This is a genomic window from Leptolyngbya sp. FACHB-8 (assembly GCF_014695575.1).
Taxonomy (GTDB): Bacteria; Cyanobacteriota; Cyanobacteriia; order Elainellales; family Elainellaceae; genus Vacuolonema.
In genome coordinates, this window is the sequence record NZ_JACJOO010000009.1 from 60,788 (window position 1) to 75,414 (window position 14,627).

Consider the following 14,627-nt stretch of genomic DNA (forward strand, 5'->3'; position numbering starts at 1 on the left):
GCATTGGCTCACAGATAAACAGTAGTGGCAGTTTGAAGTTTTATAGACGATCAATTTCGATGGGTTTAAGCTGTACTGAATCTATCAACTAAACATTCTCATCTATTAAGAACTAGTTTGAGAAGGATAGACTTCTGTTTTCCCACGAACATCAAACATAAACTTTTTAAACAGATTGTAAGGATATTCATAGCTGATGGGAAAAGCGATCGCTCAAATCCCTAGAAAATTTTCGCTTTCTTATTCGTTCCCAGAGTTTCCGCACGCTTGTCGGGGGCGATAAGTTTCAAACACCAACCTAACGAAGATGCACTATAGCCTTGGCCCAATTTATTAGGGCATTAGGAGCGATTACAGGGATTGTCTTCATAGCTTCTAATGCCCTAACAAGCCAAGCGATAGCAATATAGGTTAGCAAACTTGCATCAATTCTAATTTCCTGCCAAAAGTGTGTTACGGAGGGGTCGTGAGGAGTTGCACTCTAAACAAACGCAGTCATCTAAAAGCACCCATAGATTCTTTTCCTAATGGAGTACACGCTCCTATAACCCAGAAAAAGATGGGAACGATCTTTTCCGATTCTCCCTTTGTTCTCAAGGTTATATCTGGCTGGCATCCGCCCAATCATGAGCAAAAGAGCATGTGAGTGGGCTAAAGCCGTCTCAGTGTTCAGTATCGATATATCCCATCGGTTAGACGAAAATATCGATATCGGTCCTTAGGCTAGGTATATATGCGGAGAAATTGGTAACGCGATCGCAGCTCGTGCATTCGGGTTCAATCCTCTTCGAGGTGCCTATTATCCTTACCATTGAGCCGGCTCCGGTACATTTTCATAGCACGTCGCTGACTTACCAGGGTTCGTAATCACAGCAATTGGAGCATGAGCCAAACTGATTTTCTACCACCCACTATCTTGCTTGTCGAACCGGACAACCGGGTACGACCTCTCTTAAGAGACAATCTCAGTCATTGGGGCTACAGCCTGATCGTGGCACTTGATGAAGCTGATGCCCTGGAACGCACACACAATGGTAGAGAGAACTTTGACCTATTGCTACTCGCACAATGGGACCAGTCCCTTGATTACTTTGTGGACCTTGGCCGACGTATTTGTCAACAGGTTAATCCGTCGGGCTTCATTCCCATTGTCATTATGGCTGAGCAGTTCGGAGCTGAGTTGGAAGGACAAAACATTCAAGTAGGAACGAACGAATATATTGTATATCTGGAGGATGGCCAGCAATTGAAGGATTTCCTCTACCGAATCTGCCCTATTTAAGCCCACCGGCAAGATTGACCTTGTGCTCTTCAGAAGCACAAAATTGGTCTTACCAAAAGTCTTACCAAAAACTGAAGAGTGTTCAAAATGGCTCAACCTTGAGTACTTGGCATTTTGGATTTAATAACTGTAATTCTTTTTGTAGGTGTGGCGACCATGCCGCCACATCTACAAAAAGAATTACAGGTTGTTTTATTTGTGATCCTTAACAGCTTAAGTTTTCCTATGTTTAAAGGTGCTTCGCACCTCCCAATAAATTAAAAGGTTAGCGAGCTCATCCATAGCAAATCATCCCAGGGTACGAAACCGTACTGAACTTTAGAGTTAGAAGAACTATTATCAGCGTGTTTTGCTCAAAACCTGGAGTAACCCACTGGGCGGCTTACTTCAGGTGCATTCGCATTGACCCCTTCTATGAGCCAGCTTACCTTCCTAAATCATTTTGGATTAGAGGGGTAACCCGACTCACCAGAAGCAGTTACGCACAGGGCAGATAACCTCTCGAAAACTCGTCTTAGCGATTCCCTTATTTATCGTTCACCCAACCTAACAGGGAGGGCCAGTGTGCCTGATTCAGACTTTCCACAGAAGATACAAGTACTTGTCGTGGATAGTGATCCGGATTCAAGAGATTTATTGGCAGCATTATTTAATGGCTATGAAGCGAGAACCATCATGGCAGCGAGTGCCAGCGAGTGCCTTGAAAAAATACAGGAATCTCCTCCCGATCTATTAGTATGTGAACTTGCTTTACCCGATGAGGATGGGTATTCCCTCATGGGTAAAGTAAAAGCATTTGAAGCAGCCCAGGGTATTCGGATTCCGGCGATCACCCTGACTGTATATGCCAGTGATGAAGACCGTAGCTTAGCTTTAGCTGCCGGTTTTTCCAGGCACTTGTCCAAACCCTTGGATATAGATGAGTTTCTTGAAGCAGTAACCTACGCTCTGGCACAACCTTAGAACCTTCATAAGAAGCTGGTTGTTCGTGTCAACGTATACGTATAATCAAACTTCTTTGTAGGGTTTTTAAACCACTTTTAGGCTGTTTCTAGGGATGTTTTCACTAACCACAATCATGATGAATGACAACCTGGGAACTTCCATTTTGAGATGAGTTCCTCCAAGAACCACTCAACGACCTTTCGAGGCTTCCATGACCGCTGAGAACCAAATATTAGCAATCTTATCCCCTGACGTTCTACAACAGCTTGAGCCTCATCTCACTTCTGTTACTCTCAACCAGGGTGACGTTGTTTACAGGCCAGGTGAGCCGTTGTCTTACATTTACTTTCCCATTGACTGTCTGTTCTCGATCATCGTCACCATGAGTGATGGATCAACGGCAGAAGTCGGCATTGTGGGAAATCGGGATATGTTGGGGATTAATGCGTTTATGGGCAATATTGTCATTACCCAAACCCAATATTTGGTTCAAATTGCTGGGAGTGCCAAGCGAATTGATGCACAAATTGTGCGAACCGAATTTGAGCGTAATGAAGAATTGCGCGAAGTACTGTTGCGCTATACTCAGGCGTTTTTAGTGCAGGTTTCTCAGACGGCTGCTTGCAACTCCCTTCATGTGCTAGAACAACGACTAGCCCGTTGGCTATTGGGAACCCGGGAACGCATTAATTCCAACACCATTCCTTTGACCCAAGAATTTATCGCAATCATGTTGGGCGTTCGTCGGGCAGGGGTGACATTGGCTGCACAAAAGCTGCAAGAGCGCAAATTGATCCAATATCGCCGAGGTAATGTTCAAATTTTGAATCAGGTTGGATTAGAAGCCTTTGCTTGCGAATGTTTCAAAACCATTCAGGCGGAATACGATCGCCTGCTGGGTGAAAGATTGGAGAATCAGTCATGAATTTGAGAGAAGGAGAGAGGGTACGCCGCATCCGCTTCTCGAGTTTTTACGCCGTCTGATGAGGAAAGACGATTTCTGAAAAGTTGTGTGAACACAACTTTTCAGAAATCGTCATACAGCACTGCGTTGAATACTGCTATAGAAAAGGGCGATCGCCCTTTGCAATCGCCCTGGAGAGGCAAACTTTCTCCCTGAAAAAGGCCAGAGTTGAGAGCCTGTGCTGAAGCAGAACAAACTCTCAATTGCTCATGTCTGCTTAGGCAACAATTTGGACGTTGTTAGCTGTGAGCCCAGGCTGGCCTAACAGACGGGCGAACTGGCCGCCATCTCCGAACCCTGCTGCTGCGCCGTTTTCATTAAAGTAGAGGTTGCCCGATGCACGGCTGTAGATGATCAGACCCGAGCTACGGGCAGCGGCACTATTGGTATTAACGACTTGAACTTGGGCAGCGGTGAGGGTACCAAAGGTAGCCTGGCTCAGCTCGATCCGATCGAAACTACGGTTAAAGTCTTTAATCACATCAACACCCAGGTTGGCAGTGTTAAATGACGTGTCAGACTTGAAGACAAAGGTATCAGAGCCATTGCCACCGGTTAGGCGATCGAGTCCCGCTCCACCAACCAGGCGATCGCCTCCATTGCCACCGTTCAGGAAATCGATTCCCCGTCCTCCATCCAGGGTGTCATTGCCATCCCCACCATTGAGCCGATCCAAACCAGAGGCCACATTGGGAAGGATGCTGGACGTTAGCCCCACAATGTTACCCAAGGCTCCGCCAATTTGGCCCAGGCGGGAAGCGGCTCCTGTGGCCAGATCAATGGTGTACAACGTGGAGTCGGATACTGCAAAGGCCAGGTTTAACCCATTGGCCGTCGAGAGAATATCAAAGCCGCCCAGGTTGTCAAAATCAATACCCAGACTACCGATGGTGGTTAGCGCCCCATCATTGGGTGGGTTTTGTAGGACGAGAACATCTTGAGCCGCGGCAATGTTATAGAGCTGGGTGGCTGTGGTACCTGCAAAGGCATTGGTGTACGCAGCAGCGGTAACGTTGGGGGTCAGGCCAGTGTTGGAGTCAGTGGGGGCGTAGGCGATCGCCGTATCTACTGTGACTTCTCCTGTCTCTACATTAATCCGGTAGTTTTGGCCGTTGCCTCCTACCAGTCGCAGGCGATCGGCCACTGGGTTAAAGTCAAAACCCGAAACAGTGCCACCTTCAAACGACATGTTCAGAGTGCTGGCAAGAGTAGCGGCTCCAGTATTGGCATCAATGGTGTAGAGCTTATTAGTGCTGGAAAGACCGTAGATTAAGCCATTGGCTGGACGAACATCGATGCCCAGCAAGTTGCCATCCACTCCCGTAACTTGAATTTGCTGACTACTGCCAGGACTGTTGGGGTTAAAGGCAATCAGGGTGTTGGCATCGGTCAGAGCGACCATTTGCAACCCACCGTCTCCCAATAGATAGTCATTGCCACCCAAGCCGTTGAGAAGGTCATTACCCTGCCCGCCCAACATTACATCATCCCCTTCACCACCATTGAGGATGTCATTGCCTTGACCGCCCTTCAGCAGGTCACGGCCATTGCCTCCACGCACTACATCATTTGAGGTGCCGCCATCCAGAATATCGTTATCGCCACCCCCATCTAAGGTGTCAAAACCGGCTCCACCAAACAGAGCATCCACCCCGGTTTCACCCGAAAGACTGTCATTACCCGCGCCTCCGTCGAGCAGATCATTGCCGTCACCGCCGCTGAGGGTGTCCCGATTCGAGCCACCCATGAGCTCATCATTTCCGGCACCACCGGAGAGCACATTGTTGCCAATTCCACCATTTCCTGTCAGCGCAACAAGCCCCTGTAATGACAGAGTGCCATTGCCAATCGCACCCAAGCTAGTGGCCGCTCCTGTTGCTAGATCAATGCTGTAAAGAGTGGAATTGGATACGGCATAGGCCGTATTCACTCCATTGTTGAAGGACAAGATGTCAAAGCCGCTCAGGGAATCGAAATTAACGCCTAATTCACCAATAGTTGTCAGCACTCCGTTGTTGGGTGGGTTTTGCAGCACCAGAGTGTCTTGCTCAATGTCGATATTGAACAGTTGGGTGGTCGTGCTTCCGGCAAAGCTATTGAGGTAGGCAGCCGCCGCAACAGTCGGGTTCTCTCCGTTGTTGGTATCTGCTGGATCGTAGGCCAGAGTACCATCCACAATTACCGCTCCCGTATCGACATTGACTCGGAAGCTCTGATCATTGCTACCAACCAGACGCAGGCGATCGGCCACTGGGTTAAAATCAAACCCCGAAATGGCTCCCCCTTCAAAGGGAACGCTGAGGGTGCTGACCAGAGCCGCAGCCCCGGTTAAAGCATTGATGGTGTAGAGCTTGTTCGTGCTGGAAAGGCCATAAATCAGACCGTTAGCCGGGCGCACATCAATTCCAAGTAAGGTACCATCAACACCCGATATGGCCGTTGTCGTCACGGCAGCAGGGTTATCAATTGAAAAAGAGGTGAGGGTATTGTTATTCAAACCGACAAAGCGTACCGTACCATTGCCGCTGAGGCGATCGTCTCCTGCACCGCCGTAGATCGTGTCGTTGCCTGCACCGCCGTAAATGGTGTCATTTTCAGGAGTTCCTGTCAGGTTGTTAGCAGCGGTCGTACCTAAGGTGAATGCCATAGTGATTACCTTTTTCAGTGATAAAGGGTGAACAGAGCATGACAAACTGCGCCCCATTCGATGAATGGAACGACACTGAAGGATGCTTCAGCAAAAAGGAATTGTTATAGGGGCGATCGCCTGTCCCAGATACCCCAATGCTGGGAGTTTTGATTAGATGCCCCGAAGGGACAGGATGGATGCGATCGCCAGGAAGCCCTAGGCTTGAGAGGATGCATAACCCAATTCCCACCGCATCAGGTGAGATCGGTCATCGACAGCAAGTCAACTGTTCTGCCAACCGCTGATGCCCCTCCACGGGGTAGGGGTTGGGTTAGCGAGATGTTACATGCTTAGTACGGAGACGTTGGGATGTTGGCTTTAAAAGAAACAGCAAAAACTGTCACATCTTCTGTCACATTCCATTGTCCACGTTATATCGAGCTTGCGTGAAGAGGAGAAAGGCAGAGCTATGACCCAATTTCTTTCCTCTTCAAGCAAGCCTTGCAAGCGCTGCTATATCAAGAAAACTAGTTCAGATCAAACCTGGAGTTTCCTGTAGCAGGTGCGAGTAGTCACACTTGCCACAGGAAACTCCAGGTTTGATTCAATTAGCGTTCCTTAGATACTTGTATGAGGCATCCCCTCTTACAGGCATCTAACCACGTATCACATCGCTTTTATGCAACTTCAGATTAATGAGTACAAACACTGGCACTGTTATACAGCGCTTTGCGCTTGAATCAGCTCCGGTTGCTTTTGTGAGAGCCGTACTCCGCACGGCTCTCACAAAAGCAACCGGATTTTAAGCGATTGAAAAGCACTACAAGCACAGAAAATTGCGACTTGCAATCAAAAATTTTTATCAGCGTATTGAGAGAACTTTAATCATTTTTGAAAATTTAATTTGATGTTGTTTTTAGATGAAATATTCTGCTTGAAGGATTATTTCTATATATCTGAAAAGTTCCGCTTCCGGAAGAATCAGTTCTAAAATTCCTTTAAAGGTTCCCATAGCGATTGCTCTCAATGCTCCATTGGCCAAAAAGATTCAACCTCCTCGCACATAGAGATTCGTTTTCTAACACTGAATTCTCAACAAGGTTAAACTGAATGAGGGGTCTAGCCCCTTACCTCACTTTTTTGCTTTTTGCGTCTGCAAATCAGAGCGGTCTAAATAAATCCAAAGCTACTCCATGACTTTTAGTTAAATTTACTATTTATGGGCATCCCGCCAGTTGTCTTAATGGTGGATGATTCGATCGAGAGAAGGGCTCACGTTCGATCGTTTCTTGATCAAGAAATTCAGCAAGCCTATATATTTTTAGAGTCTGATAATGGGGTTGCAGGACTGAATCTGTGCCAGTATTTAGCCTTGCTGTCCCAACAGCGATCGCTCCCCAATGTCATTCTGCTGCACAATCCCCTCCCTGACATGGATGGGTTGGAGTTTCTGCGACGTCTGGCTCAGCAAGCGGGCCAATACCAGCTTCCTGTCATTGTGTTGACAGATGTTGAGGAAGTAGCAGTTGCTGTGGAGGCTATTAAGTTAGGTGGGCAAAATTATTTTGGATGGAACAACTTAACCGCAGCATCTTTGGGGGCTGCAGTGCAGTCTGTATTAGGAGGGCAGTCCCCACGGGAACCGCAGAATCAAACACAAGATTCTCGGCGATCGCCATATCCATCTCAAAATTCTCAAGCAGAAACGCCCATGCAGCCCGAGGATAGGCTTAATCACAACTATGACCTGGCATCGGCTGTTTTAGAAGCAGTCAATAGCCTGATTATTGTGCTTGATCGCAAAGGGCGAATTTTGCGCTTTAACCGCGCCTGCGAGCGTCTCACGGGCTATAGCTTTGCTGAAATGCAACATCAAGGACTGCAGAAACTTCTGCTTCCAGAGGAGCAAGACGCCGTTCAAGAAACCTTTCAGACCCTGACCGCTGGGCACTTTCCCAATCAGTACGAAAATTACTGGGTGGCAAAAGATGGTAGCCGTCACCTGATTGCCTGGTCAAATAGTGCGCTCGTGGATGATCAAGGCCAGGTAGAGTACGTCATTGGCACAGGAGTTGACATCACCGACCAGCGACAGATGGAGGCTGACTTGCGCCTGAGCGAGGCTCAACGTCAGCTAGCAATAGACGTAACCCACATTGCGACCTGGGATTGGCGCATCAAAAGGAACGTCATTGAGTGGAATGACAACCATTTTCGGTTGTTGGGGCTTGTACCTGGAGAGGTCACTCCTTCCTATGAGGCATGGCGCGATCGGGTTCATCCAGAAGATGTGGAACAGGTCGAACAAAGCATTACGAGAGCGTTGAGCACTCAGGCCGATTACACAATCGAGTATCGTGTTGTTCACCCTGATGGCACAGTGCATTGGGTCTCAGCTCAGGGACGGGCGCTCTATGATGATTCCGGGCAACCGTTTCGGATGCTAGGCATCATGCTAGATGTCAGCGATCGCAAACAAGCTGAACAAGATCTTCACCAGCTCAATCAGGAACTCGAAAGGCGAGTCGCTCAACGCACCACAGCCCTTCAGACTAGCGAAGCTCGTTACCGCGCCATCATCGAAGACCAGACCGAGCTTATCGTTCGCTTCTCCCCAGATGGCATCGTTCGGTTTGTCAATGACGCCTACTGTCGCTACTTCGGTCTGCAATCAGACGATCTTCTGGGCAACAGCTATGACCCCGTCATTTATGAAGCAGATCGGGAACTGGTATCTCACCAAATTCAGGCAATTAGTCCTGAGAACCCTACCGTTACCCTTGAAAACCGGGTAGTCGTTCAGGGAGAAATTCGTTGGACACAGTGGATTACTCGCCTATTATTTGATGCCCAGGGGCAAGCGTCTGAATTTCAAGCCGTAGGCCGCGATATCACCAATCTCAAACGCACCGAGGAAGCCCTGCGCATCAGTGAGGAGCGGCTTAAATTGGCTCTGGAGGGATCGGGGGATGGCCTGTGGGATTGGGATATCGTCACGGATGAAACTCATCTCAGTCCTAATTGGTTAGGAATGTTGGGCTATCAGGTGGATGAATTGCCAGCAGGGCAGGAAATGTGGCTCCAATTAATTCACCCTGAGGATAGCCCCTGGGTTGTGGAGCGGCTCAATGCCCATTTCGCAGACAGTAATGTTCCCTATGCCTTTGACTACCGGATGCGGATGAAGTCGGGGGAATGGAAGTGGATTGCCAACTACGGCAAGGTTGTCGCGCGAGATGAACAGGGTGCGCCGTTGCGAATGGTAGGGACGCATCAGGATATTAGCGATCGCAAACAAGCCGAAGAACAACTGCGAAACCTCTCCGTTCGCCTTACCCTGGCCTTGCAATCGGGGGCGATCGGCACCTGGGATTGGGATCTGATCCAGGAAGCCTATTGGGATGATGCTATGTACGCGCTTTACGGTTTCGATCGTGCAGTGCGCCCCGCAGTATATCAAGACTGGCTTAATGCCCTACATCCAGAAGATCGAGAACCTAGCCAAGCGGCTTTACAGAGTGCCTTACAAGGTGAGCGCGACTTTAATATAGAGTTTCGCATCTACCGGACGGATGGGTCCCTTCGCTATATCAAAGCGGCTGCCGTCGTTCAACGGGATGACCAGGGTAATCCCCGTCGTATGGTCGGCATCAACTACGACATTACTGAGCGCAAACAGGCTGAAGAAGCCTTAGCCACCTATACCCGCGAAGTTGAAGACCTCTATAACAATGCCCCCTGTGGGTATCACTCCCTAGATGCAGAGGGGCGCTACATCCGGGTCAACCAAACGGAGCTCGACATTTTGGGATATACCTGCGAAGAAATGTTGGGTCGCCCCGTAACCGACTTCCTCACAGAATCCAGCCAGCAAACGTTTCAGCAAAATTTTTTAGACTTTCTACAACGGGGTTGGGCCAGGAATCTAGAGTATGAGTTTGTCTGCAAAGATGGCACAGTTCTACCTGTGCTGATCAACGCAACCGCCGTCACCGCCCCGGATGGCACCCACCTGTACAACCGGGCAACGCTGCTGGACATTCGCGATCGCAAACAAGCCGAAGAACAATTGCGCATCAGCAGTGAGCGCATTAGCCTGGCCAATGCCGAGTTAGCTCGAGCCACTCGTATTAAAGATGAATTTCTAGCAGGCATGAGTCATGAACTGCGTACCCCTCTCAACGCCGTGATGGGGCTATCGGAGGCTTTACTAGAAGAGGTATATGGCCCGCTGAACGAAAACCAGCGCAATTCTTTGCGGGTCATTGAGCAAAGTGGTCAACATCTTTTGTCCTTGATCAACGATATCCTTGATCTCTCCAAGATCGAGTCAGGTCGTATGGACCTGGAGATAGAGGCGATCGCTGTTTCCAGCCTTTGTGAGGAAAGTCTGTCCTTTGTTCGGCAGCAGGCAAACCAGAAACATCTACGGCTAAGCCTCAACATTTCTGAGGGCCTAGTTCAAATGCAATGCGATGCCCGGAGGATTCGGCAAGCTCTCATTAACCTGCTCAGCAACGCGGTCAAATTCACCCCGAATCATGGGGCAGTCACGCTTCAAGTCTCTGCAGATTCTCTGCAAGAAACCATCAATTTTTCAGTCATTGATACAGGCATTGGGATCGCACCCGAACAGTTCAGCAAACTCTTTCAACCCTTTGTACAGCTAGATAGCAGCCTATCTCGTCGTTATGAAGGAACGGGCTTGGGGCTGGCTCTAGTACGCCGCATTGTCGAACTGCACGGCGGCAGTATTTCCCTGGAAAGCGAAGTTGGATCTGGCAGTCGGTTTACCATTACCCTGCCCTGGGTGCCGCAAACGTCAGTCTTACCCACTGAACGCCTCGACCTTCGCACCACCCCACTCCCCCTACTTCAACAGGCGCTGGTGGTGGAAGACTCCCAGGATGCGGCGAATCAGATTGTTCGCTATCTGGCCGAGATGGAAGCGGAAACAGTAGTTCATCCCCAGGGGGAAGGCGTCCTCGACATTGCCCTCGAAACTCAACCGGATCTGATCATTCTGGATATTCTTTTACCCGACCAGTCGGGATGGGACGTGTTAATTGCCTTGAAGGCAAATCCAGCAACGGCCTCAATTCCGGTTATGATTATTTCCGTTTTGGATGAGCGGACTTACGGCTTAGAACTGGGCGCAGCGGAGTATTTGGTGAAACCCATCACGCGCCAGCAGTTGCAGGGAGCCATGGGCCAAATTTTAGAATCGAGGAATGCCCTTGAAAAGCAGACAACCCTGGTTATTACCCCCAATCAATCGACCCGATCACCGCTTATCCTGCTGGCGGAAGACCAGGAAGATAACATTGTCACCACCCTTCCATACCTGCAATTACATGGATTTGAGGTTATCCTGGCCCGAAATGGCCTGGAAGCCCTTGATCTGGCCGAACAGCATCACCCAGATTTAATTCTGATGGACATTCAAATGCCCGAAATGGATGGGTTGGAAGCAACCCGCCATATTCGGGCAAATGTCACCCTAAGTCGTGTTCCCATCCTGGCCTTAACAGCCCTGGCCATGCCAGGCGATCGCGAACGGTGTTTAGCGGCTGGAGCCAATGAGTATCTCACAAAACCTGTCGGTCTGAAACAACTGCTGAAGGTGATTGCAACCTATGTCCCAGCCCCACGAATCCCAGACTGAGTCCGCCCCAGCTCCGACGCCTCCCTCAATCCTTGTAGTTGATGATGAACCCAGCGGTGCTGCGGTAATACAGGCATTGCTTCACCGGGAGGGCTACCGCATGACTTACCGCGACAGCGGTGAGAAAGCTCTGGCGGAAATGGAGGCGATCGCCCCTGACCTGATCCTGTTAGATGTCATGATGCCGGGGCTGAATGGTATTGAGGTGTGCGATCGGCTCAAATCAGATTCTCAGTGGCAACATATCCCCATCATCATGGTGACAGCCTTGAGTTCTAAGGAAGATTTGGCCAATGCTCTGGAAACGGGAGCGGATGACTTTATCACCAAACCTGTCAATGGCGTCGAACTACGAGCCAGGGTGCGCTCCATGCTGCGCATCAAGCAGCAGTATGATGCCCTGAAAGCAACCCTGCAACTGCGGGAAGACATGTCAGATATGGTGGTACATGACTTGCGCAACCCTACAGCAAAAATCTTGCTGAGTTCTGAATTGTTGCTGCTAGCTGGCCTGTCAGGAAAAGAAATGGAGCGGGTGCAAATGATTGGAGCGGCAGCGCGATCGCTCAATTCTCTGATTAACGATCTTCTGCTAATGGCCAAGATGGATGCTGGAAAGCTGATACTCCATGCAAGCTGGTTCGATCTCAACGCTCTGCTAAGGAACATCACAACTGATTTACAAGAAGTTTTAAACCAGAGAAACCTGCGTCTTGAAACCGAAATTCCCAATACTGAACACACTATTCTGGCTGACCAGAATTTGCTCCACCGCTTAATTGACAACCTAATGTCAAATGCTATTAAATTCTCTCCCCGCAACAGCACAATAACGCTACGGGTTGAGTGGTTATCAGGTGCGGCATCCGAGGATGGCAAACCAATTCAAGTCCGAATAGAAGTAGCTGATGAAGGGCCAGGGGTCAAAGAAGAACTCCGACAGCAAATTTTCAAAAAATACGAAATTGGCGAAAGCGCCTCTGGCGTCACCCAAATTGGGCTGGGTCTAGCATTTTGCAAAATTGTTGCTGAAGCCCACGGTGGTCGCATCTTTGTGGAAAATAACATGCCCCGAGGTGCGATCTTCACTGTTGAGCTTTAGCTTGAATGCATCAGGACGCTTGCAGGTTAAGAACATCTTTAAATGTCGTGTTGACCAACACCTAAAACGTCCTTAACCCAAACTCAAATTTGTTACGATATGTAAAGACTACCTGTGGACCGAGGGTTTATGTTGACAGACGATTGCCGACCGACCGAGACTTTGTCTGCTAACCAATCCTCTGCACAGCCCGTCGAGCTTCCCGCTGGGGGTAACGATCCCACTCGATTTGATTGGAAAGAAGCCTGGTATCCCGTTTTTTACCTGGATGATCTCGACAAGGCTCGACCTCAAAAATTCACCTTGTTAGAGCGAGACCTCGTCATCTGGTGGAACCGACAAACAGAAACTTGGTGCGCCTTTGATGATCAGTGCCCCCATCGGCTCGCGCCCCTCTCCGAAGGACGCATTGCCGAGGATGGTTTGTTGGAATGCCCCTATCATGGGTGGGCTTTTCAGGGTGATGGAACGTGCGATCGTATTCCCCAAGCACTTCCTAACAGCAGCGCTCACACGTCTCCCCGAGCCTGTGTTGCCTCGCTTCCTACCGCTGTACGTCAGGGTTTGCTCTTCGTTTACCCTGGCAACCCCGACAATGCCCTTCGGGTCAAAGTGCCTACTATCAGCCCTTTAGAGGAAAACCCCGAAGGTTGGATCTGTCTTAATACCTTCCGAGACCTGCCTTATGATGCTCTTACCCTACTAGAAAACGTCCTGGATGCCAGTCATGTCCCCTTCACTCATCACCGCTCCGTAGGCAACCGCTCCAATGCCGCCCCTGTAGAATTGGAAGTGATTGAAGCCACCAGGCAGGGCTTTACAGGTACATGGGCAGAGGGTCCTCGCAAAGGCACCCTGGGGCAACAAAACACTACTTTTATCGCTCCCTCCCTAATGTGGCATGACCTCACTTCCAAACAGTTTGGCCGTACCCTTACCGTGGTCTACGCTACTCCCATTCGCAAGGGTGAATGCCGTATTTTTGCCCGCTTTCCCTTCAAATTTGCCAGCAAACTTCCTGCCTTCTTCATCGGGCTCAGTCCTCGCTGGTACTCCCACCTGGGTCAAAATAGTGTACTCGAAGATGACCAAATCTTTCTCCACCATCAAGAACGTTACCTGGCTGCAAAGCCAGACAGTGAGAACGTAGCAAAAGCTTTTTATTTGCCTACTCGTGCCGATGCGTTCGTTCTGAAACTGCGTCAGTGGGTAAGCCAATACTGTGCAAATCCCTTCCCTGAACAATCCCTAAGTTCAGCTCTAAAACCTGAAGTTCTGCTCGATCGCTACCACTCTCACACAAAGCATTGTGCCAGTTGCCGCCGTGCATTGGCTCGCATTCAACTTCTACGACAAATATGTGTGGGGGTAGCGGCGATCGCGTGGTCACTCATTCCCCTCCTTTCTCTACTCTCTGCCCCTCCTCTTTCCTTAGCCCTGATGGCTACAACCATCCCACTGCTAGCTGGCGGTATCTGGGTAGGTCTGGGAAGATTAGAACGGCAGTTTTATGAAGGGCGAATAATTCCTCCACGAAACCTCCCCGAGCGAAAATCCTAACTATCTTTTTGAAAATTTGCATCTCTAAGGGGCTTTACGCGATACGTAGAACTCTCTGCAGATGCAAATTTTAGACTTCAAGCCAAAAGGCAAAAGCCTTCCTCAGATTGAGGAAGGTTTTTGGTTGAGTATTACCCTGGCACTGAGCTATTTTCCCGTGGGGCAACCCCCAAAGTATCTTCGCCGCTGGTCTGTTTCACACCTCAGTTCGGGATGGATGAGAGTGGGGCCAAACCGCCATTAGCACCAGGAAAGCTTTGAATGCTTTTATTTGTGCGTTTGCAGTTTCAATAAGAAACTCAATCGTAGAACCGCTTGCACAGCAATTAAATAACTGTCGTTTTCACACACAATGATGTAGATATTGAGGACAAGCCCTCGGTCTGTTAGTATTCCTCGACTTCGCCCATTACTGGACTTCCATCTAGAACCTATTAACCCGTGTTCTGCGGGTGACCTTACTCCCTTATGGGATGAGAG

Annotated in this window: 7 protein-coding genes and 1 rRNA gene; 6 read left to right on the forward strand and 2 right to left on the reverse strand. The window is 49.3% G+C overall.

Features of this window, described 5'->3' with window-relative positions; genetic code table 11:
• Positions 1–883: 883 nt before the first annotated feature.
• The 3 genes from H6F91_RS01795 to H6F91_RS01805 all read left to right on the forward strand — a co-directional run bounded on the left by H6F91_RS01795 (position 884) and on the right by H6F91_RS01805 (position 3,152).
• Positions 884–1,282: a response regulator transcription factor gene (locus H6F91_RS01795; protein WP_190770418.1), complete on the forward strand. Its 399-nt coding sequence runs from the start codon at positions 884–886 to the stop codon at positions 1,280–1,282.
• Positions 1,283–1,846: 564 nt separating this feature from the next.
• Complete coding sequence (locus H6F91_RS01800) at positions 1,847–2,245, forward strand: response regulator (RefSeq protein ID WP_190770419.1); 399 nt, start codon at positions 1,847–1,849, stop codon at positions 2,243–2,245.
• A 193-nt stretch (positions 2,246–2,438) separates the two neighbouring features.
• On the forward strand, positions 2,439–3,152 hold the full coding sequence (locus H6F91_RS01805; RefSeq protein WP_190770420.1) for a Crp/Fnr family transcriptional regulator: 714 nt from the start codon (positions 2,439–2,441) through the stop codon (positions 3,150–3,152).
• Positions 3,153–3,408: 256 nt separating this feature from the next.
• Here H6F91_RS01805 and H6F91_RS01810 read toward each other — a convergent pair whose 3' ends face one another.
• Positions 3,409–5,838 (reverse strand): DUF4394 domain-containing protein, encoded by a 2,430-nt coding sequence (locus H6F91_RS01810; RefSeq protein WP_190770421.1) that lies wholly within the window; start codon positions 5,836–5,838, stop codon positions 3,409–3,411.
• A 1,201-nt stretch (positions 5,839–7,039) separates the two neighbouring features.
• Here H6F91_RS01810 and H6F91_RS01820 point away from each other — a divergent pair.
• The 3 genes from H6F91_RS01820 to H6F91_RS01830 all read left to right on the forward strand — a co-directional run bounded on the left by H6F91_RS01820 (position 7,040) and on the right by H6F91_RS01830 (position 14,147).
• A complete protein-coding gene (locus H6F91_RS01820; protein ID WP_190789197.1) occupies positions 7,040–11,485 on the forward strand; it encodes a PAS domain S-box protein in 4,446 nt (1,481 codons plus the stop codon).
• A complete protein-coding gene (locus tag H6F91_RS01825) occupies positions 11,457–12,587 on the forward strand; it encodes a hybrid sensor histidine kinase/response regulator (RefSeq protein ID WP_190770424.1) in 1,131 nt (376 codons plus the stop codon). The genes H6F91_RS01820 and H6F91_RS01825 overlap by 29 nt, the downstream gene beginning before the upstream one ends.
• 129 nt (positions 12,588–12,716) lie before the next feature.
• Positions 12,717–14,147: a Rieske 2Fe-2S domain-containing protein gene (locus H6F91_RS01830; protein WP_190770425.1), complete on the forward strand. Its 1,431-nt coding sequence runs from the start codon at positions 12,717–12,719 to the stop codon at positions 14,145–14,147.
• Positions 14,148–14,513: 366 nt separating this feature from the next.
• Here H6F91_RS01830 and H6F91_RS01835 read toward each other — a convergent pair.
• Positions 14,514–14,627: ribosomal RNA gene (locus H6F91_RS01835) — 23S ribosomal RNA — on the reverse strand; the annotation flags it as partial.